The organism is Microbispora sp. CA-135349 (assembly GCF_050947365.1).
Lineage (GTDB): Bacteria > Actinomycetota > Actinomycetes > Streptosporangiales > Streptosporangiaceae > Microbispora.
Window position 1 is genome coordinate 4,384,761 of the sequence record NZ_CP192001.1, and the last position, 20,481, is coordinate 4,405,241.

Genomic DNA, 20,481 nt, shown 5'->3' on the forward strand with positions numbered 1-20,481 from the left:
CGTCAGCTCAGGAACTCGCCGTCCTTGAGCTCCAGCACGCGGTCGGCGAGGCCGACGAGGCCCTCGTCGTGCGTGGCCACCAGCGCGGTGACGCCCTCGCCCCGGACGAGCACCCGCAGCAGCTCCATGATCTGGCGGGCGGTCTGGGAGTCGAGCTGGCCGGTCGGCTCGTCGGCGAGCAGCAGGCGGGGCCGGTTGGCCAGGGCCCTGGCGATGGCCACGCGCTGCTGCTGGCCGCCCGACAGCTCATGCGGCCGCTGCTCGGACTGACCGGACAGCCCGACCAGGGACAGCAGCGTCGCGACCCGCTCCCGCCTCTCCCCGGCGGGCACGCGCGCCAGCCGCAGCGGCACGCCCACGTTCTCGGCGGCCGACAGCACCGGGATCAGCCGGAACGACTGGAAGACGAACCCGACGACGTCGCGGCGCAGCCGCAGCAGGCCCTCTTCCGGCAGGTCCGGCACCGACTGCCCGGCCACCCGCACCCGCCCCTCGTCGGGCCGGTCCAGGCCGCCGATCAGGTTGAGCAGCGTCGTCTTGCCCGCGCCGGAACGACCGCGGATCGCGACCAGCTCGCCGGGATGAGCCTCGAAGGAGACCCCTCGCAGCGCGCGCACGCCCTTGGGATAGGTCTTGCGCAGGCCCTCGACGACGACCAGCGGCTCACTCATTCGTCTCTTCCTCCACCCCCGAGGGCCAGACCCCGATGTGGTCGCGTTCGAGCTCCAGGCGCACCCGGTGCTCCATCGACAGGGCGTTGATGAACTCCCTCGGCAGCTGCAGGCGCCCGGCCCGGTCGAGCACCGCGTACTCCTCGGCGACCACCCTTCCGTCCGAGGAGGTGCGGCGGAACGTCTCGCTGGAGGTGCGGCCGTCCCGGATGCCGATGGTCCGGTCGACCTGCTCCGACACCATCGGGTCGTGCGTCACGACGACGGTCGTGACGCCGAGCTCCCGGTTGGCGTGGCGGAGCACGCCGAAGACCGTCTCGGCGCTCTCGCTGTCCAGCTCACCGGTGGGCTCGTCGGCGAGCACCACCTCGGGCGCGTTGGCGAGGGCGACGGCGACGGCCACCCGCTGCTGCTCGCCGCCGGACATCTCCCCGGGCCGCCGGCCGGCGCGGTCCGCCATCCCGGTCAGCTCCAGCAGCTCGTCCGTACGGGACGACCTGGCCGCCCGGGACGTGCCGCCGGCCAGCCGCATGGGGAGCATGACGTTCTCCCGGGCGGTGAGGTACGGCAGCAGGTTGCGGGCGGTCTGCTGCCAGACGAAGCCCACGACCGAGCGCCGGTAGCGGAGGCGGTCGCGCGGGGTCATGGACAGCAGGTCGATCCCGGCGACCCGGGCCAGCCCCGCCGTGGGCACGTCGAGCCCCGACAGGATGTTGAGCAACGTCGACTTGCCCGAACCCGAGGCCCCGACGATCGCCACCAGCTCACCCCGGCCGATGAGCAGGTCGAGGCCCTGCAGCGCGACCACCTCCACCGCGGCGGAGCCGTCGACCTTGTAGATCCGTACGAGGTTGTCGCACAGGATGTGGGCGTCCGCGCCGAACGCGGGAGCGCCCCGCGCGGCCCGGGCCTCCAGGTCAGCCAGCGTGTCCACGGCTACCTCCCAGATACGCGCCCGCGAGGGCGACGGCGGCGACCCCGGCGGCCAGAGCACCGGGAAGAACGGGGGCGGCCCAACCGGCCACCGCGGCGCCCGGCCGCCCGCCCGCGTACGCCGACAGGTCGACGCCGGGCCCGAGCAGCGCGGGCATGAGGAGACCGGCCGCCAGCGCGACGGCGGCGGTCAGGACGAGCAGCGGCGCCGCCTCGAGGACGGTGATCAGGCCGGCCTGCCTGCGGGTGAGGCCGAGGGCACGCAGCAGCCCGAGGTCCTCCGCCCGCCGGGCCGCTCCCGCGGCCAGGGCGATCGCGACGGCCGCCAGCGCGTAGGCGGCCAGCGCCGCGGCGGCGACGCGCAACGCCGTGATCAGCGCCGCGGTCAGCGGCGCCGCGGTGATCTCGGCGAGCGCGCCCGCCACGGTGGTGATGCGCGCCCCCGGCGGCAGCAGCGGCCTGACCGCGCCGGCGTCGCCCGCGATCAGCAGCGTGGTGACGTGCGCGGGAGCCGTGGGGAGGACGATGAGGTCACCGTCGCCCGTCTCCACCCCGGGCATCGTGCCGGCGGTCCCCGCCGGGGTGACCGTCATCCGCTCGGGCCAGCCGATCTCGAAGCTCCGCATCGCGGACAGGCCGGGTGAGACCAGCACACCGCCCCCCGGCGGAGGCAGGTGGAGCGGGCTGTCCGCGACCAGCCTGCGGTAGTCGCCGAGGTCGACCACGACGACCGTGGCCGGCCGCCCGCCGAAGCCCACCTCGGCGGTCGTCGTCCCGACCGCGGCCGGGACGACGCTCCTGACGCCCGGCGCGCGGGCGATGCGCTCCACCGTCTCCGGAGGGATCCCCTGCTCGCTCTCCACCCTGGTCTCGGCTCCGGTCCGCTCCCACGCGGTCTGCCGCTGGGCCGCCTCCAGCCCACCGGCGGTCGTCATGGCGTAAGACGCCAGCGCGATGGCCGGCAGCAGCGTGAGCACCGGCAGCGCGGTGCCCGGCACGGCCCGTGCGGCGGCGAGCCCGAGGAACGGCACGGCGGCGGCGCGCCGCGCGGCCGCCCGGAACGCCAGGTAGATCACGGCCGGACCGGCGCGCAGTACCGCCAGCGCGGTGGCCGCCGCCAGCAGCACGGGCGCCGGCGTGAGGAGGGCGTCGCCGGTTCCGAGACCGCGGGCGCGCAGGAGATGGACGCTCGCCACGGCGACCACGAGCACCAGGATCTCCATCATGATCCGGCGGGGCGCGCTCCCGGTCAGCCGCCCATGGGCCCGCCGCCCCGGGGACCGCAGCCTTGGCGACAGGCGTCCTGGAGACAGGCGTCCTGGAGACAGGCGCAGCGCGACGGCGGCGCAGGCGATCGCGATCGTCCCCGCCACCAGCGCGGCCGGCCCCAGCCGCGCGGCCGGAGTCGCGGCGCCCGGCACGAGACCCGCGGCCGCCTGGCCCGCCACCGCGGCCGGCACCGCCGCGAGCGCGACCGCTCCCCCGCACGCGAGCACGACCCGTGCCAGGGACGCGCCACGTGCGCGCATCAGCAGCAGGTCGCCGCGCACCCGCCGGACGAGCAGCAGCACCGCCAGGGCCGTGGTGCCCAGGCACACGACGGCCAGCCCGCTCAGGAACACCGCGATGAGCGCGCGGGTGACGGCCATCCGGTCCAGGTATTCCCTGAGGATGCGGTCGAACCCGGTCGACAGGGCGAGTTCGAGGTCCTGCCTCCCCAGGCGGCGGCCGAACTCCTCCGTGGCGGCGAGCACCGCCGCCGCGTCCCCCGCGGTGATCCGGCCGGGCACCGGGGTGACGAGCCACTGGTAGGTCAGCGGCATGGGGACGCCCGCGAGGCTGTCGCCGTCGGCGAGACCGGCCACGATCAGGTCGTCCTCCTCGGCGCGCGGCGCGCGACGGTGGACGACACGGGTGAGCTCCGGCTCGGCGGCCCAGAACCGGTCGGCGGGGCGCACCGGCTCGAACAGGCCCGTGACCGTCGCGGTCAGCGCGCCGGGGAGGCCGGACCCGGCCAGCGCACCGAGATCGAGCGTGTCGCCCGTCCTGATCGACATCTCGGCGGCGGCGACGGCGGGGACGGACACTTCGAGACGTGTGCCCGAGCCGGGACCGGGCGGACGGCCCTCGACATAGCGGACCCGCCGGTCCGCCCCCGACACCCACTGCAGGGTGAGATAACGGTGGGTCCGCTGGTCGATGAGCCTCGGCGCGGCCGCTAACCCGAAGTGCGGCTCGTCGCCCGCGACCTTCCTGAGCGCAGGGGGGAGCAACCCGCGCCAGGCGCCGTCCGCCCGCGCGGCCTCGGCCGTGGTTCCCAGGGCCGTCAGGTCGAAGCGCCGGTCGAACCGCACCGCCAGCGTGGCGGTGACGGGCGGCGCGGAACCGACGGCCGCCCTCGCCGCCGCGTCGAGGGACGACTCGACCGTCCGGGGCAGCGCGGAGACGGTCAGGGCGGCGCCGAACACCAGCGCGGCCAGCAGCGCCGCCACACCCCTGTGCGCACCCAGCAGGCGGATCACGGCGCCTCCCCGTCTCGCAGCGCGGCGGCCGGCTCGCGGCGGTGCAGCGACCGCGCGAGCCCCGCCACGATCACGGACAACACCGCGATGACCGCGGCCACCAGCGCCGCCACCTGCGCCCATGGGACGTGGAGGAGCACGGGCAGCGCGCCGGTGGCCGCGGTGGACACCATCGGCGGCACCACCGCGGCGGAGACGACCACGGCGAGCGCCACTCCGCCGGCCGGCGCGAGCCCGATCACGAACGACTGCTCGGCCGCGAGCAGGCCGAGCGTCTGCCGGAAGTTCACGCCGAGCGCGCCGAGCACGGCGAACTCGCCCCTGCGCTCGCGCGCCAGAACCGCCGCGTTGACCAGGAATCCCAGCACGGCGAACGCCAGCGCCGCCGCGAAGCCGAGCAGCAGCGCCCCCTGCAGGCCGGCCGCCGTGGGGTCGTCCCTGAGGCCGCGGGTGAGCGCGGCCACAGCGGTCACCTCGCCGGTCTCCCGCCCGGTCGCCGCCAGCGCGGCGGCTGCCCGCGTCGTGTCGTGCCCGCCGGCGGCCAGCCACCACTCCGTCACCGGCCACTGCGTCGCCTGCTCGCCTTGTCCCCCCTGCCCGCCGTGCGCCCGCAGCGCCGCCAGGTCGGCGAGCAGGGCCGGAGTCCCCTCCGGCGTGCCCGGCATCGCCGCGACGACGCCCACGACCTCGATCGGCATCGTCGCCGTGCCGGCCGTGATCCGTACGGTGTCCGCCAGGCCCTCGGTCACCACCACCCGCAGCGTCTCTCCGGGTGGACCGGCGAGCCGGGCCGCGAGCCCTGCCGGTGACAGCCGCGACAGGTCGGGACGCAGCAGCATGACACGGCCGAGTTCTGTGGCGTCCATGGCGATCAAAGTGGCGTCTCCGCCGTTCGCGACGACCGTGACGCGGTGCGCCGGTGCGGCCGCCACGATCCCCGGCAGCCCGGTGAAGGTCCGCGTGCCGTCCCCCGCGTGAGCCGCGACGCGCAGGTCGGCGCCCACGAGATGCCGGGCCCGGTCCTCCTGTACGCCGCGCCAGGTCGCGGCGGTGGCCAGGGACATCACGCCGATCGCCACCGCCATCGTCAGCAGCAGCGCCGGCCCCGAATAGCGGGCCGGGCGCCGGCTCACCTGCCGGGCGGCCAGAACCGGGCTGAAGCCGGAGCGCCGCCGCGTCGCCCGCTCGGCGACCCCGGCCACGGCGGGCACCAGCCGCAGGGCGGCCATGCCGCCGCTGAGCAGAGCCAGCGCCGGTCCCGCCCCGATGAGCGGGTCGAGCCCGAGCTCGCCGCCGAGCCGGGCGGTTACGCCGGCGTCCTGGTCACGCAGGCGCCAGACGGCGAGGCCCGCCACGACGAGCAGAGCCATGTCGGCCCCGGCGCGCTGGATCAGGCCCGGCCGGTCGTCGCGCCCCCGCGCCGCCTGCTCCTCGGCGTACGTACGGCGGGCGGCGAGGAGGGGCGGGGCCGCCAGCATGGCGGCGCAGGCGAGCGCGACCGCCGCCGCGGCCGCGAACGTGGCTCCGTCCGGCGCTCCGGGCGGCCGCACGCCGGTGGCCTCGATCCAGGGGAACGCGCTCACCAGCCCCAGGAGGACGGGCGCGAGGAACGGCGCCGCCGGCACGCAGGGCAGCGCGATCAGCAGCGCCTCCCCCGCGGCCAGAGCGGCCAGCCGCGGCGACCCGCCGCCCCTCGACCGCAGCAGGGCCGTCTCCATCCGGCGGTGCTCGGCGAGCAGCCGCGCGGTCAGCGCCAGCGCGTACGCGCCCAGCACCAGCAACTGGAACACCGGGACCAGCATGGTCGAGCGGGCGGTCAGGGCGCCACGGTCGAGCCGCAGCAGCGTCGCGGACAGCGTCTCGGTGACCGCGCACCGGGGGCAGCCGGCCCGCACGTCGGCGGAGACCCCGGCGGCCGACGTGGACAAGGCCCGCAGCCGGTCGGGCGGAAGCCGGCGCAGGTCGGGTTCGGCCAGCCAGCGGGCCGAGTCGCCGGTCGTGAACCGGCCGAGGAAGGCGCCGGCCGGCACGACCAGGGGCCCCCGGGAGGTGAAGTCGCCCGTCCGCGTGCCGTAGCGCAGCAGGTCCTCCCCCGCCCAGCGCGGGTCGCCGGGGTCGCGCAACCGGAAGACGCCGGTGACCCGTACACGGACCGGCGCGCCGTCCAGGCGTCCCACGACGGTGAACTCGTCGCCGGCGGACACCCTCATGGCCCGCGATGCCGGCTCGGACAGCGCCGCTTCCACCGTTGCCTCCGCCCCCGCCGTGGGGCCGCCCTCGGCCGGCCAGTGCCCGCTCACCAGGTCCGTCCGGCCGTCCAGTCCCTCGTACGTGGCGAACCGGGTCAGCACGGGCTGGTCATCGCCGCGCGCCCGTCCCCGCAGCGCGTAGGAGCCGGACTCGACGCGCACCGTGACCCGTACGGGCACTTCCGGGTGGGCGTGGGCGATCCCCGCGCGCACGGCCCGGTCGACGCCGGTGAAGTCCCTCGCCGTGACCGAGGAGGTGACGACGGTGGCGGTGGCGCCGAGCGGCGCCGTCTCCAGGGCCCGGCGCACGCCCGTCTGGGTCGCCGACCCCGCGTGCAGCAGGAGCGCCGAGATCGCCGTGGTCGCGAGCAGGATGGAGCCGAAAGCGGCGGTCAGCAGCAGGGGCTCGGCCAGGGCGCGCCGGACCACCAGCGGCAGCCGCGCCCGGACCGTCCCCACCACGTCCATCCCGGCATGATGGCAAGCATGATCGGGAAGTGCCACCGTTCCGTTCATTTAGGGTGAGGGGAAAACGGGCCGAGGAGGGCTGCATGCCTGCGGTGGAGCCGTTGCTGCCCGGAGATCCGGCCGAGATCGGCGGCTGCCGGCTGGAGGGCCGCCTGGGTGCGGGCGGCCAGGGGGTGGTCTACCTCGGCCGTACGGCCGAGGGCGCGCCGGTGGCGGTCAAGCTGCTGCACGAGCCGGCGTACGGGGGCCGGCCGGGTGACGAGGACGCCCGCCGCCGCTTCGCGCGGGAGATCGCCGCCGCGCGGCGGGTCGCGCCGTTCTGCGTGGCCCGGGTGCTCGGCTTCGACCTCGACGGCCCGCGGCCCTACGTCGTGAGCGAGTACGTGGACGGCCCCACGCTGCAGCGGGCGGGACGGCGGTCCGGGCCCGCCCTGCACCGGCTGGCCGTCGCGACCGCGACCGCACTCGCCGCCGTGCACCGGGCCGGGATCGTCCACCGCGACTTCAAGCCCGCCAACGTGCTGCTGGGGCCCGACGGTCCGAGGGTCGTCGACTTCGGGGTCGCACGCCGTCTCGACGCGACCACGACGACCGGTGGCGCCCTCGGCACGCCCGCCTACATGGCGCCCGAGCAGATCGCCGGCGAGCCGCCCGCGCCCGCCTGGGACGTGTTCGCGTGGGGCGGCGTGATGGTGTTCGCCGCCACCGGCAGGCCGCCGTTCGGCGACGACGCGCTGCCCGCCGTGCTGAACCGCGTGCTCACCCAGGAGCCCGACCTCGGCGACCTGGAGGAGCCGCTGCGCTCCATCGTCGCGCTGGCCCTGCGCAAGGACCCCGCACAGCGCCCGGACATCCTCGACATCACGATGCGGCTGCTCGCCGCGGCGCCGGAGGGGACCGCCGGGGACGTCCCGGACCTGCTCGCCGCCGCGGGGCGTCCCGTTTCTCCGGACCAGGACACCGTGCCCTCACGGCGGGGCTCCGGCCGCCGCCGTGGGCTGCTCGCGGGGGCGGCGGTCACACTCGCGGCCGCGACGACGGGGGCCGTGCTGCTGTCCGTGCTCCCGTCCGGAGGCGTCGCCGGCGGTGACGGCGACCGTGACGGCGACCGTGACGGCGACCGTGACGGCGACGGTGTCGCGCGGCACATTGCGGCCGCCGTCACTCCGGCCCCCTCGCCCACCACCTCACTCACGGGGACATTCGCAGGGACACCCACGCGGACGCCGGCTCCGGCGCCGAGTCCGACGTTCAGTTCGGCGCCCGGTCCGGCGCCCACCGTGCGCGTGCCCCTGCGCTTCACGGCACGCTTCGCGGGCGTGTGGCGCGGCAGGGTGGACTACGAGCCCGGCGCGTACGACACGCTCGTGCTGACCGTGCCGAAGGGTGGCGACACCGTCACCGAGCAGTTCGTCGACTACCGGTGCGTAGGCAGGTCCAGACTCCAGGTGGTCAGCGGGACGACCGTGCGCCTGAAGCGGGTGTCGATGCGGGGCAACTGCGTGCGCAACGGCACGATCTACCTCACCGTTCACGACAACGGGACGATGACCTTCGACTACAACGGGCACGGCGAGAACGAGGTCACGAAGAACGAGCCGTTCTACATGATCGCCACGTTGAAACGCACATAGCGGCACACTTGCGGAACGTCCGGCATGAAGGTGTATGTTGACCACCGCAAGCGACGGACGCGGAGGAAGCCGGTGTGAATCCGGCGCGGTCCCGCCACTGTCACCGGGGAGCGACCCTCACCCACGCCACTGCCCCGCACGGGCGGGAAGGCTGAGGGAAAGCGCGGATCCGGGAGCCAGGATACTCCGGCCGTCGGACCTTCTACCGGGGGCGCGGACACCCCCAGGGGGGACATCCCATGGCCGGGGCGCCCGGCGGCGGCCTGCTGGTCGCGGGCACCACCTCCGATGCCGGGAAGAGCGTGCTGGTGGCCGGTCTGTGCCGGTGGCTGGCCCGCCGCGGCGTACGGGTCGCGCCGTTCAAGGCGCAGAACATGTCGCTGAACTCCTACGTCACGGCCGACGGCGCGGAGATCGGGCGGGCCCAGGCCGTGCAGGCGGCCGCCTGCGGGCTGGAGCCGACGGCCGACATGAACCCGATCCTGCTCAAGCCGGGCAGCGACCGCCGTAGCCAGGTAGTCGTGCGCGGACGGCCTGTCGCGGACGTGGACGCGCTGGAATACCGCGCGCATCGCGACGAGCTGCGCGCGATCGCCGTGGAGTCGTACCGGCGGCTGGCCGACGAGTTCGACGTGGTGATCTGCGAGGGGGCGGGCTCCCCGGCGGAGATCAACCTCCGGGCGGGGGACATCGCGAACATGGGGCTGGCCAGGGCCGTCGGGCTGCCGGTGATCGTCGTGGGCGACATCGACCGCGGCGGCGTCTTCGCGCACCTGTACGGCACGGTCGCCCTGCTCGACGCCGCCGATCAGGCGCATATTTCCGGATTTATCGTGAACAAGTTCCGGGGCGCGCGGGAGCTGCTCGCGCCGGGGCTGGACATGATCGAAGGGCTGACCGGGCGCCGGGTCTACGGGGTCGTCCCGTGGCTCGACGGGCTGTGGATGGACGTCGAGGACTCGCTGTCGCTCGACAACCGGCCGGGAGGGAACACGGGGAACACGGGGAGCGCCGCGGCTGACGGCGCGTTGCGGGTGGCCGTCGTGCGCTATCCACGCATCTCCAACTTCACCGATGTGGACGCGCTGGCCGCCGAGCCGGGGGTCACGGTCGGCTTCGTCACCTCACCCGCCGCCTGCGCCGGCGCCGACCTGCTGATCCTGCCGGGTTCGCGGGCCACGGTGGACGATCTGGCCTGGCTGCGCGAGACCGGCATCGCCGACCTCGTCGTCCGCAGGACGGGTCCGGTGCTCGGGATCTGCGGCGGCTACCAGATGCTCGCCCGCACCATCACCGACCACGTGGAGTCCGGCGCCGGCACGGTGCCCGGCCTGGGGCTGCTCCCCGCCGACGTCGCGTTCGCGAGGGAGAAGACCCTCGGGCGGCCGGTCGGCGAGGGCTACGGGCATCCGGTACGCGCGTACGAGATCCATCACGGGGTCGTCACCCACGACGGGGGTGAGCCGTTCCTCGACGGGTGCCGCGCCGGAAACGTGTGGGGCACGACCTGGCACGGCGCGCTGGAGAACGACGGGTTCCGGCGAGCCTTCCTCGGGGAGGTGGCGAGGGCGGCGGGGCGGGAGTTCCGGGGTGATCCGTCGCTGTCGTTCGCGGGGCTGCGGGAGGCGCGGCTGGACGCGCTCGGGGACCTGGTCGAGCGGAACGTCGACACCGACGGGCTGCTCTCGCTCATCGGAAGCGGGCCCACGCCGGGCCTGCGGGCCCTGCCGCCCGGCGCGAGCGGTGCGAACGGCGCGGCCGGCCCATGTTGATCATTCGCCAGGCGGGAACGCCCGGCACACGCCGCGCCTGTTTCCCCGCCCCCGAGGACGCCGATCCGTCGGGGCTGGCGCAGGCCGCCGCCCTGCGCCGCACCGACCTGGCCCGCACCGACCTGGCCCGCACCGACCTGGCCCTCCCCGATGACGCGGTGGTCTTCGCCGCGCCCTGGCCCGCGGCCGTGGCGACCGCGCGGGCCGCGTCCGGGCGCGAGCCGGTCGTGGCCGGTGCGCTCGCCGAGGCCGATTACGGCACCTGGGCGGGACGGCCGTTCGCGGAGATCGCCGAGACCGAGCCCGAGGGTCTCGGCGCCTGGCTGACCGACCCGGACGCCGCCCCGCACGGCGGGGAGAGCCTTTCCGAGCTGGGCGCGCGGGTGGCCGCGTGGCTGGAGTCGGTGCACGCGGACGCCGCCCGCGTGGTCGCCGTCTGCGACGCCGGGCCCGTCCGGGCCGCGCTCGCGCACGCGCTCGGCCTGCCCGCGACGCGGGCCGCCTTGTTCGACATCGCCCCGCTGTCCCGCACCGAGCTGGCCGCACGGCACGGCGGCTGGCGGATCGCCTACGTCAACAGGAAGGCCGCCCTGTGAACTCCGCCTATCCGTTCAGCGCCGTCGTCGGGCTCGCCGATCTGAAGCTGGCCCTGGTGCTCAACGCGGTCTCGTCCCGGGTCGGCGGCGTTCTCGTCCGCGGCGAGAAGGGAACCGCGAAGTCCACGATCGTACGCGCGCTGGCGGCGCAGTTGCCGCAGGTCGCGGTGGTGGCGGGGTGCCGGTTCCACTGCGACCCCGGGGCGCCGGACCCCGGCTGCCCCGACGGGCCGCACGAGCCGGACGCGGCAGGGGCGCTGCGGGCGGCGTCCCTCGTCGAGCTTCCTGTGGGGGCCTCCGAGGACCGGCTGGTCGGTTCGCTCGATCTGGAACGGGCGCTGACCGAGGGCGTCAAGGCGTTCGAGCCGGGGCTGCTCGCGGCGGCCCACCGCGGCGTGCTCTACGTGGACGAGGTCAACCTCCTGCACGACCACCTCGTGGACCTGCTGCTCGACGCGGCCGCGCTCGGGGTCTGCTACGTCGAGCGGGAGACCGTTTCGATCCGGCATGCCGCGCGGTTCCTGCTCGTGGGGACCATGAACCCGGAGGAGGGCGAACTGCGGCCGCAGTTGCTCGACCGGTTCGGGCTGACCGTGGAGGTGCGCGCGACGCGGGAGCCGGACGAGCGGGCCGAGGTCGTACGGCGGCGCTTCGCGTTCGACGCCGATCCGGAGGGGTTCGCCGCGCGCTGGGCCGCGGAGGAGGCCGCCCTGGCCGCGCGGATCGCGCGTGCCCGTGCCGTCGTCGGGTCGGTGCGGCTGCCCGACTCGCGGCTGCGGCAGATCACGGCCGTCTGCGCGGGGTTCGGGGTGGACGGGCTGCGGGCCGATCTCGTCACGGCGCATGCGGCGGTGGCGCACGCCGCCTGGCAGGGCCGGGACGTGGTGACCCGGGAGGACGTCCGGGTGGCGGCCCGGCTGGCGCTGCCCCACCGGCGTCGCCGGGATCCGTTCGACGCGCCCGGCCTGGACGAGCGTCTTCTCGACGAGCTCCTCGACCAGGCCGAGCCCGCCGCCCCCGAGGACCCCGAAGATCCCGACAATCCCGGCGGTCCTGAGGGTCCCGACAGCCCGGGTCCCGACGACTCCGGCGGACCCGGCTCCGGCCGGTCCGAGGGCCCTGACGGCTCCGGCGGCCCGGGTGCCGGCAGCGGCGCCCCCGAAGGCACTGCGGACGTCTCAGAAGGGTCCGGCTCCGTGGGGTCCGGCTCCGAAGAATCGAACCCCGCCGCCGGCTCCGGCGGCCGGCCTCACGACGACCGTCCCCAGGACGTGGCCGCGGCCGGTGCTCCGTTCCGCGTGCCCGTTCTCACTGTCGCCGGAGTCGGGGCGGGCGTCGCGGGGCGGCGGTCGAGTGGCCGGGGGCGGCACGGCCGGACGATCGGGACCCGCGTCCCGACCGGCGCCGGCCCCGCCGGCATCGACCTCCCCGCGACCCTCCTCGCCGCCGCCCCGCACCAGCTCCGCCGCGGCAGGCGGGGCCCCGGCCTCGTCCTCACGCGGGACGACCTCCGCGAGCCCGTCCGCGAAGGCCGCGAGGGCAACCTCGTCCTGTTCGTCGTGGACGCCAGCGGCTCCATGGGCGCGCGCAGGCGGATGACGGCCGTCAAGACGGCGGTGCTGAGCCTGCTGCTCGACGCGTACCAGCGCAGGGACAAGGTCGGCCTCGTCGTCTTCCGGGGAGCGGGGGCGACGGTCGCGCTCCCGCCGACCTCGTCGGTCGAGGCGGGCGCGGCCCGCCTCCGCGCGCTCCCGACCGGCGGCCGCACCCCGCTCGCCGAGGGCCTGGCCACCGCCGCCGAGGTGCTCCGCGTGGAGCGACTGCGCGACCCCGACCGCCGCCCCCTGCTGGTCGTCGTGACCGACGGCCGCGCGACCTCCGGCGGCGACGTGACCCGCGCGGCCGCCGCGCTCGCCGGTGTGACCTCGGTGGTCGTGGACTGCGAGAGCGGCCCGGTCCGCCTGGGCATGGCGCACGCGCTCGCCCTGCGACTCGGCGCGCGCGTGCTTCCGCTGGAGTCGCTCGGTGATCTCGTACGAAGGAAGGCGGGCTGACATGCCGCAGGGCAAGCCTGACAACGTGCCGGACGACGGCCTGACGACCCGGCAGCGCCGGACGAGGCCGCTGCTCATGGTCCACACGGGCCCGGGGAAGGGCAAGTCGACGGCCGCGTTCGGGATGGCGCTGCGCGCCTGGAACCAGGGCTGGCCGATCGGTGTGTTCCAGTTCGTGAAGTCGGCCAAGTGGCGGGTCGGCGAGGAGCGCGCGCTGACCGTGCTGGGCGCGAGCGGCGAGGGCGGCACGGTCGCCTGGCACAAGATGGGCGAGGGCTGGTCGTGGATCCAGCGGCCCGGCACCGAGGCCGACCACGCGGCCGACGCACGCGAGGGCTGGGAGCAGATCAAGCGCGACCTCGCGGCGGAGACCTACCGGTTCTACGTGCTGGACGAGTTCACCTATCCGCTCAAGTGGGGGTGGATCGACCTCGACGACGTGATCTCGGCGCTCGCCGGCCGGCCGGGTTCGCAGCATGTCGTCATCACCGGCCGCGACGCCCCGGCCGCGCTCGTCGAGGCCGCGGACCTCGTCACGGAGATGGGCAAGGTCCGCCACCCCATGGACGCCGGGCAGAAGGGCCAGAAGGGCATCGAGTGGTGACGGGCGTCCCGCGTCTCGTGGTCGCGGCCCCGGCCTCGGGAAGCGGCAAGACGACCGTGGCCACCGGGCTGATGGCGGCGCTGGCGGCGCGCGGGCTGCGCGTCGCGCCGTTCAAGGTGGGCCCCGACTACATCGACCCCGGCTATCACACGCTGGCCGCCGGGCGGCCCGGCCGCAACCTCGATCCCTGGCTGACCGGCGAAGACCGGGTGACGCCGCTGTTCCTGCACGGTTCGACGGGCTGTGACATCGCGGTCGTCGAGGGCGTGATGGGGCTGTTCGACGGGCGCGGCGAGGGCGACTTCGCCTCGACCGCGCACGTGGCGCGGCTGCTCGGCGCGCCCGTGGTGCTCGTGGTGGACGCGGGCAAGCAGAGCAGGTCGGTGGCGGCGCTGGTGCACGGGTTCGCGACCTTCGACTCGCGGGTGCGGGTGGCGGGCGTGGTGCTGAACCGTCTCGGCTCGGCGCGCCACGAGGAGCTGTGCCGGGCCGCGCTGGAGGAGACCGGGGTCCCGGTGCTGGGGGCGGTCCACCGCGACGACGCCGTGATGACGCCGTCGCGGCACCTCGGGCTGATCCCGGCGGCCGAGCGGCTGCCCGCCGCCGTGTCGGCGGTGGACCGGCTCGGCGCGCTCGTGGCGGGCTCGTGCGACCTGGACGGTCTCGTACGGCTCGCCGCGACGGCGTCCCCGCTCACCGGACAACCGTGGGACCCGTCGGACGGACACGAGCCGGGCGAACGGCGGGTGGTGGCGGTCGCGGGCGGCGCGGCGTTCACGTTCGGCTACGCCGAGCACGTCGAGATGCTGGCCGCCACCGGGGCCGAGGTCGCCGTGTTCGATCCGGTACGCGACGAGTCCCTGCCCGAGGGCGCGTCCGCGCTGGTCGTGGGCGGCGGTTTCCCCGAGGTGTACGCGGCGGAGCTGTCGGCCAACGAGCGGCTGCGCGCCGAGGTGGCGGCCTTCCCCGGCGCGGTGGCGGCCGAGTGCGCGGGGCTGCTCTATCTGTGCGAGGAGCTGGACGGCCGTCCGATGTGCGGCCGGGTGCCGGGCGTGGGGCGGATGACCGACCGTCTGACGCTGGGCTACCGCGACGCCGTGGCCGTACGCGACACGCTGCTGACCCGGCAGGGCGAGCGGCTGCGCGGCCACGAGTTCCACCGGACCACGATCACCGGCGGCGGGGAGCCCGTCTTCCGGTGGCGGGGCGGGGCCGACGGGGCCGGCGACGCCCGGCTCACCGCGTCCTACCTGCACCTGCACTGGGCGGGCGCACCGCATCTCGCCCGGCGGCTGCTGGCCTACGCAGAGCCCTCCTCCAGGTCGCCCTCGATCGCGAGGTAGGCCTCGCGCAGCCCGGCGAGCACATCGGGGTCCGGGTGCTCCCACATGCGCCGCTCGGCGGCCTCGAGCAGGCGCTGCGCGATGCCGTGCAGCGCCCACGGGTTCGATTTGGCCATGAAGTCGCGGTTGACCGGGTCGAGCACGTATGTCGAGGCGAGCGTGTCGTACATCCAGTCGGCGACGACGCCGGTGGTGGCGTCGTAGCCGAACAGGTAGTCCACGGTCGCGGCCAGCTCGAACGCGCCCTTGTAGCCGTGGCGGCGCATCGCGGCGAGCCAGTTGGGGTTGACGACCCGGGCGCGGAAGATCCGCGAGGTCTCCTCCGACAGGGTCCGGGTCCGGACGGCGTCGGGACGGGTGCTGTCGCCCACGTACGCGGCGGGCGCGCGGCCCGTCAGCGCGCGGACGGTCGCGATCATGCCGCCGTGGTACTGGAAGTAGTCGTCGGAGTCGGCGATGTCGTGTTCACGGGTGTCCACGTTCTTGGCCGCGACGGCGATGCGGCGGTAGGCGTTCTCCATGTCCTCGCGGGCTGGCGCGCCGTCGAGGTCACGGCCGTAGGCGTAGCCGCCCCAGACGGCGTACACCTCGGCGAGGTCGGCGTCGTCGCGCCAGTTGCCGCTGTCGATGAGCGGCAGCAGGCCCGCGCCGTACGCGCCCGGACGCGATCCGAACACGCGCAGCGTCGCGCGCCTGTCGTCGCCGTGCGCGGCCCGGTCGGCATCGACGTGGGCGCGCACGTAGTTGTCCTCGGGGCTCTCGCCGAGCCCCGCGACGAGCCGGACGGCGTCGTCGAGCATCGCCACCACGTGCGGGAAGGCGTCCCTGAAGAACCCGCTGATGCGCACCGTCACGTCCACGCGCGGGCGGCCCAGCTCGCTCAGCGGCACCGGTTCGAGCGTGGTGACGCGCCGCGACGCCTCGTCCCAGACGGGCCGCACGCCGAGCAGCGCGAGCACCTCGGCGATGTCGTCACCGGCGGTGCGCATGGCGCTGGTCCCCCACACCGACAGCCCGACCGAGCGCGGCCACTCGCCGGTCTCCGCGCGGTAGCGGGCCAGCAGGGAGTCGGCCATGGCCTGCCCGGTCTCCCAGGCGAGGCGGCTCGGCACGGCGCGCGGGTCGACGGAGTAGAAGTTGCGGCCGGTCGGCAGCACGTTGATCAGCCCGCGCAGCGGCGACCCGGACGGCCCGGCGGGGACGTATCCCCCGGCGAGCGCGTGCAGCACGTGGTCGAGTTCGTCGGTGGTGCGCGCGAGCCGCGGCACCACCTCGGTCGCCGCGAACGTCAGCACCCGCGCGACCGCCGGGTCGTCGGTGACGCCGGCGACGGCGGCCGGATCCCAGCCGCGTTCCTCCATGGCGGCGACGAGCGCGCGGGCCTCGGCCTCGACGCGGTCCACGACGCCGGTCGCGGCGCTGCCGTCCTCGGCCAGGCCGAGTGCCTCGCGCAGGCCGGGCAGGGTCTCGCGGCCGGCCCACATCTGGCGGGCGCGCAGCATGGCGAGCACGAGGTTCACGCGGGCCTCGCCGGTCGGGGCCGCACCGAGGACGTGCAGGCCGTCGCGGATCTGGGCGTCCTTGACCTCGCAGAGCCAGCCGTCCACGTGCAGGATGAACTCGTCGAACTCGGCGTCGTGCGGGCGCTCGCTCAGGCCGAGGTCGTGGTCGAGGCGGGCGGCCTGGATGAGGGTCCAGATCTGGGCGCGGATCGCGGGCAGCTTCGCCGGGTCCATCGCCGCGATCGTCGCGTGCTCGTCGAGGAGCTGCTCAAGGCGGGCGATGTCGCCGTAGGTCTCGGCCCTGGCCATCGGCGGCACCAGGTGGTCCACGAGCACGGCGTGCGCCCGGCGCTTGGCCTGGGTGCCCTCGCCGGGGTCGTTCACCAGGAACGGATAGACGAGCGGGAGGTCGCCGATCGCCGCGTCGGTGGCGCAGGACGCCGACAGGCCCGCCGACTTGCCGGGCAGCCACTCCAGGTTGCCGTGCTTGCCGACGTGCACCATGGCGTGCGCGCCCCACTCGGCCGACAGCCACCGGTACGCCGCCAGGTAGTGATGGCTGGGCGGCAGATCGGGGTCGTGGTAGATCGCGATCGGGTTCTCCCCGAAGCCGCGCGGGGGCTGCACCATCACCACGACGTTCCCGCTGCGCAGCGCCGCGAGCACGATGTCGCCGTCGTGGACGAACAGCTCGCCGGGCGGGGCGCCCCAGTGGCGTTCCACGCCGGCGCGCAGGTCCTCGGGCAGGGTGTCGTACCAGGCGCGGTAGGTCTCGGCGGGGATCCGCACGGGGTTGGCCGCGAGCTGCTCCTCGGTGAGCCAGTCCTGGTCCTGGCCGCCCGCGGCGATGAGCGCGTGGATCAGGGCGTCGCCGTCCTGCTCCGCCTGCCCGGGAAAGCCGTCGCCGAGGTCGTAGCCCTCCTCGGCCAGGCGGGCCAGCAGCCCGACCGTGCTGGCCGGGGTGTCCAGGCCGACGGCGTTGCCGACCCGCGAGTTCTTCGTCGGGTACGCCGACAGCATCACGACGAGCTTCTTGTCCTGCGGGGGCACGTGCCGCAGCAGGCCGTGCCGGACGGCGATGCCCGCGACCCGGGCCGCGCGCTCGGGGTCGGCGACGTAGACCGTCAGGCCGTCGTCGTCGATCTCCTTGAACGAGAACGGCACCGTGATGATCCGCCCGTCGAACTCCGGGATCGCGACCTGCGAGGCGGCGTCCAGCGGGGACAGCCCGTCGTCGTTGTCCTCCCACTCGGCGCGGCCGGTCGTCAGGCACAGGCCCTGCAGGATGGGCACGTCGAGGTCGGCGAGCGCGCCGACGTCCCAGGCCGCGTCGTCCCCGCCCGCCGACGCGGTCGCGGGCCGCGAACCGCCCGCCGCGAGCACGGTCACGACGAGGGCGTCCGCGCGGCGCAGCACGTCGAGCAGCTCGGGCTCGGCGGTGCGCAGCGAGGAGCAGAAGACCGGCAGCGCCCGGCCGCCCGCGTCCTCGATCGCGTCGCACAGGGCGGTGACGAAGCCCGTGTTGCCCGCCATGTGGTGCGCCCGGTAGTAGAGCACGCCGATCACCGGGCCGTCGCCGGGCCGGGCGTCGCGTTCGAGCACGCCCCAGGTCGGCGTGGCGGCCGGGGCCGCGAAGCCGCGGCCGGTCAGCAGGACCGTGTCCGACAGGAACGCGTGCAGTTCGGCGAGGTTCGCGGGGCCGCCGTGCGCGAGATAGGCGTGCGCCTCGGCGCACACGCCGCCGCTCACCCCGCCGCTCACCGTGGACAGCTCCATCAGCTCGGCGTCCGGGGCCTGCTCGCCGCCGAGGACGACCACCGGGCGCGGGCCCGCGAGCAGGGCGTCCAGCCCGTCCTCCCAGGCGCGCCGCCCGCCGAGCAGCCGGACGACCACGAGGCCGGCCCCCTCGACCAGCGCGGGCAAATCGTCCACGGCGAGCCGGGCCGGGTTCCCCAGCCGGAACGCCGCCCCGCTGGCGCGCGCGCTCAGCAGATCGGTGTCCGACGTGGACAACAGCACGATGAGTGGCTGGTCCGTGCGCATGGCAGGGTCCTCCCTCGGGGTCCTCGCCCCGGGTCGTGGCGGCACGACGGCAGGAGTCTCCTGGCTCCCGGATCGACGCTCACCCCGGCCTTCCCGTCTTGCGACAGTGGCCGTGTGGTGGGGTTCGCTCCCCGGTCACAGTGGCGGGACCGCGCCGGATTCACACCGGCTTCCTCCGCTTGCCATCGTTCATCGCCGACCTTACGGGACGGAGGCCCTATCGAAAAACTGGCGTTAGCATCCTGCCTGTGGTCATAGGTGGCTTTTCCGGACGTGCGGCTCGGGACGCCTGCCCCGGCGCGCTCCAGGTGCACGTCGCCGCGGACGGGGCGCTGGCCCGCGTCCGCGTGCCCGGCGGCGCCCTGACCACCGACGCGCTGCGCGAGCTGGCCGCCTGCGCCGGGGAGCTGGGCAACGGGGTCATCGAGCTCACGTCACGCGCCAACGTCCAGGTGCGCGGGCTGGCGGACCCGGCGGCGTTCGCCGCGCGGATGGCCGCCGCCGGGCTGCTGCCGTCGGCGACCCACGAACGCGTGCGCAACATCGTCGCCTCGCCCCTCAGCGGCCGGTCGGCCACGGGCGTCCTCGACGTCCGGCCGCTGGTGACGGCGCTGGACGCGGACCTGTGCGGGCGTCCGGCGCTGGCCGGCCTGCCCGGCCGGTTCCTGTTCGCGCTCGACGACGGCACCGGCGACGTCCTCGGGCTCGGCGCGGACGTGACGCTCGCCGCGCAGCCCGGCCGTCCTGTCGACCACCTGGGCGGCGATCTGACGCTCCTGCTCGCGGGCGAGCCGGTCAGATCGGTGACCGCCGGCGACGCCGTCGCCGTCGCCCTCGCCGCCGCCGAGGCGTTCCAGTCGGTACGCGGGGACGCCTGGCGCGTGGCCGAGCTCCCCGGCGGCCCCGCGACGATCACCGCCCGCCTTCCCGGCGCCGCGCCCGTGGCCGTGCCCGTGACCGTGCCCGTGACCGTGGCGGCTGCCGAGCCGCGTAAGGGCGGGGTGTTTCCCCAGGCGGACGGGCGGGTCGCGGTCGACGTGATCGTGCCGCTCGGCAGGCTCACCCCCGCACAGGCGGACCTTCTCGCCGGCCTGACCCCCGCCGAGGTGCGGCTGACGCCGTGGCGTACGGTCGTGCTGCCCGACCTGGCGCCCGGGACGGTCGGGCCGGTGGCCGATTCGCTCGTCGAGGCGGGGCTGGTGATCGACCCGGCCTCGCCGTACGCCAGACTGTCGGCCTGCACCGGGCGGCCCGGTTGCGCGAAGGCGCTGGCCGACGTACGGGCGGACGCGGCGCGCTGGGCGGAGACCGGCACGCCCGAGCTGCCGGACGGGCCGATCCACTGGGCGGGCTGCGAACGTCGTTGCGGGCGCCCGCGCGGGCGGGTCACCGACGTGGTCGCCACGCCCGGCGGCTACCGCGTGAGCCACTGAACGAACACCATCGAACGAACAGGGGTGTCCGTGCCCGAGCACGACTACGTCCGCGACGGAGCGGAGATCTACCGGCGGTCGTTCGCGACCATCAGGGCCGAGGCCGACCTGACGGGCCTGCCCGGCGACGTGGCCAGGGTCGCGGTCCGCATGATCCACGCCTGCGGCATGACCGACCTGGTCGCCGACCTCGGCTACTCCCCCGGCGTGGTCGCGAAGGCGCGCGCCGCCCTGCTGGCGGGCGCGCCCGTGCTGTGCGACGCGCAGATGGTCGCCTCCGGCGTCACCAGGAAACGCCTGCCGGCCGACAACGAGATCGTCTGCACGCTCGGCGACCCCCGCGTGCCCGCCCTCGCCGAGCGGCTCGGCACCACGCGCAGCGCCGCCGCCCTCGATCTGTGGCTCGACCGGCTCGACGGCGCGGTCGTGGCCGTCGGCAACGCACCGACCGCGCTGTTCCGGCTGCTCGAACTGGTCGCGGAGGGCGCGGGACGGCCCGCCGCCGTGCTGGGCATTCCGGTCGGCTTCATCGGCGCGGCCGAGTCCAAGCGCGCCCTCGCGGCGTCCGGCCTGGAGTTTCTGGTTGTCCACGGCCGCCGGGGCGGCAGTGCCATGACGGCGGCGGCGATCAACGCCATCGCCAGCGAGCAGGAGTGA

At 75.6% G+C, this 20,481-nt stretch carries 13 protein-coding genes and 2 riboswitches; of the genes, 8 read left to right on the forward strand and 5 right to left on the reverse strand.

Annotated elements, in window-relative coordinates; all coding sequences use genetic code 11:
* Positions 1–2 precede the first annotated feature (2 nt).
* Genes ACQPZZ_RS20560 through ACQPZZ_RS20575 form a run of 4 tightly spaced genes read right to left on the reverse strand, consistent with a single transcriptional unit; the run spans position 3 to position 6,843 of the window.
* Positions 3–671, reverse strand: a complete 669-nt coding sequence (locus ACQPZZ_RS20560) for an ABC transporter ATP-binding protein (protein ID WP_432920500.1) — start codon at positions 669–671, stop codon at positions 3–5.
* Positions 664–1,605, reverse strand: coding sequence for an ABC transporter ATP-binding protein (locus tag ACQPZZ_RS20565; protein ID WP_432920503.1), 942 nt, complete (start codon positions 1,603–1,605; stop codon positions 664–666). Before ACQPZZ_RS20565 ends, ACQPZZ_RS20560 begins: the two co-directional genes overlap by 8 nt.
* Positions 1,589–4,126 (reverse strand): FtsX-like permease family protein, encoded by a 2,538-nt coding sequence (locus ACQPZZ_RS20570; RefSeq protein WP_432920506.1) that lies wholly within the window; start codon positions 4,124–4,126, stop codon positions 1,589–1,591. Before ACQPZZ_RS20570 ends, ACQPZZ_RS20565 begins: the two co-directional genes overlap by 17 nt.
* On the reverse strand, positions 4,123–6,843 hold the full coding sequence (locus ACQPZZ_RS20575) for an FtsX-like permease family protein (protein ID WP_432920509.1): 2,721 nt from the start codon (positions 6,841–6,843) through the stop codon (positions 4,123–4,125). Before ACQPZZ_RS20575 ends, ACQPZZ_RS20570 begins: the two co-directional genes overlap by 4 nt.
* A gap of 83 nt (positions 6,844–6,926) precedes the next feature.
* Between ACQPZZ_RS20575 and ACQPZZ_RS20580 the strand changes: the two genes are divergently transcribed.
* The 6 genes from ACQPZZ_RS20580 to ACQPZZ_RS20605 all read left to right on the forward strand — a co-directional run bounded on the left by ACQPZZ_RS20580 (position 6,927) and on the right by ACQPZZ_RS20605 (position 14,846).
* Positions 6,927–8,477 (forward strand): serine/threonine-protein kinase, encoded by a 1,551-nt coding sequence (locus tag ACQPZZ_RS20580; protein WP_432920512.1) that lies wholly within the window; start codon positions 6,927–6,929, stop codon positions 8,475–8,477.
* A 62-nt stretch (positions 8,478–8,539) separates the two neighbouring features.
* Positions 8,540–8,664: riboswitch (cobalamin riboswitch) on the forward strand.
* A 52-nt stretch (positions 8,665–8,716) separates the two neighbouring features.
* Positions 8,717–10,249 (forward strand): cobyric acid synthase, encoded by a 1,533-nt coding sequence (locus ACQPZZ_RS20585; protein WP_432920515.1) that lies wholly within the window; start codon positions 8,717–8,719, stop codon positions 10,247–10,249.
* A complete protein-coding gene (locus ACQPZZ_RS20590; RefSeq protein ID WP_432920518.1) occupies positions 10,243–10,845 on the forward strand; it encodes a histidine phosphatase family protein in 603 nt (200 codons plus the stop codon). Before ACQPZZ_RS20585 ends, ACQPZZ_RS20590 begins: the two co-directional genes overlap by 7 nt.
* Positions 10,842–12,899, forward strand: a complete 2,058-nt coding sequence (locus tag ACQPZZ_RS20595) for a VWA domain-containing protein (protein WP_432920521.1) — start codon at positions 10,842–10,844, stop codon at positions 12,897–12,899. Before ACQPZZ_RS20590 ends, ACQPZZ_RS20595 begins: the two co-directional genes overlap by 4 nt.
* A 1-nt stretch (position 12,900) precedes the next feature.
* On the forward strand, positions 12,901–13,503 hold the full coding sequence (gene cobO / locus ACQPZZ_RS20600; RefSeq protein WP_432920524.1) for a cob(I)yrinic acid a,c-diamide adenosyltransferase: 603 nt from the start codon (positions 12,901–12,903) through the stop codon (positions 13,501–13,503).
* A complete protein-coding gene (locus ACQPZZ_RS20605; protein ID WP_432934466.1) occupies positions 13,500–14,846 on the forward strand; it encodes a cobyrinate a,c-diamide synthase in 1,347 nt (448 codons plus the stop codon). Before cobO ends, ACQPZZ_RS20605 begins: the two co-directional genes overlap by 4 nt.
* Here ACQPZZ_RS20605 and cobN read toward each other — a convergent pair.
* Positions 14,804–18,391, reverse strand: coding sequence for a cobaltochelatase subunit CobN (cobN, locus tag ACQPZZ_RS20610; protein ID WP_432920527.1), 3,588 nt, complete (start codon positions 18,389–18,391; stop codon positions 14,804–14,806). The genes ACQPZZ_RS20605 and cobN overlap by 43 nt on opposite strands.
* A gap of 53 nt (positions 18,392–18,444) precedes the next feature.
* Positions 18,445–18,567, reverse strand: a riboswitch (cobalamin riboswitch).
* Positions 18,568–18,639: 72 nt separating this feature from the next.
* Here cobN and cobG point away from each other — a divergent pair.
* Both cobG and ACQPZZ_RS20620 read left to right on the forward strand, forming a co-directional pair.
* Entirely contained in the window at positions 18,640–19,824 is a 1,185-nt protein-coding gene (cobG, locus tag ACQPZZ_RS20615; RefSeq protein ID WP_432920529.1) for a precorrin-3B synthase, read from the forward strand.
* Positions 19,825–19,848: 24 nt separating this feature from the next.
* A complete protein-coding gene (locus ACQPZZ_RS20620) occupies positions 19,849–20,481 on the forward strand; it encodes a precorrin-8X methylmutase (protein WP_432920532.1) in 633 nt (210 codons plus the stop codon).

What these genes read in the sequence shown, in the direction of transcription:
- ACQPZZ_RS20560 (WP_432920500.1), bottom strand. Translation starts at nt 671, where the DNA reads ATGAGTGAGCCGCTGGTCGTCGTCGAGGGCCTGCGCAAGACCTATCCC.
- ACQPZZ_RS20575 (WP_432920509.1), bottom strand. Translation starts at nt 6,843, where the DNA reads ATGGACGTGGTGGGGACGGTCCGGGCGCGGCTGCCGCTGGTGGTCCGG.
- ACQPZZ_RS20580 (WP_432920512.1), top strand. Translation starts at nt 6,927, where the DNA reads ATGCCTGCGGTGGAGCCGTTGCTGCCCGGAGATCCGGCCGAGATCGGC.
- ACQPZZ_RS20585 (WP_432920515.1), top strand. Translation starts at nt 8,717, where the DNA reads ATGGCCGGGGCGCCCGGCGGCGGCCTGCTGGTCGCGGGCACCACCTCC.
- ACQPZZ_RS20590 (WP_432920518.1), top strand. Translation starts at nt 10,243, where the DNA reads ATGTTGATCATTCGCCAGGCGGGAACGCCCGGCACACGCCGCGCCTGT.
- cobO (WP_432920524.1), top strand. Translation starts at nt 12,901, where the DNA reads ATGCCGCAGGGCAAGCCTGACAACGTGCCGGACGACGGCCTGACGACC.
- cobN (WP_432920527.1), bottom strand. Translation starts at nt 18,391, where the DNA reads ATGCGCACGGACCAGCCACTCATCGTGCTGTTGTCCACGTCGGACACC.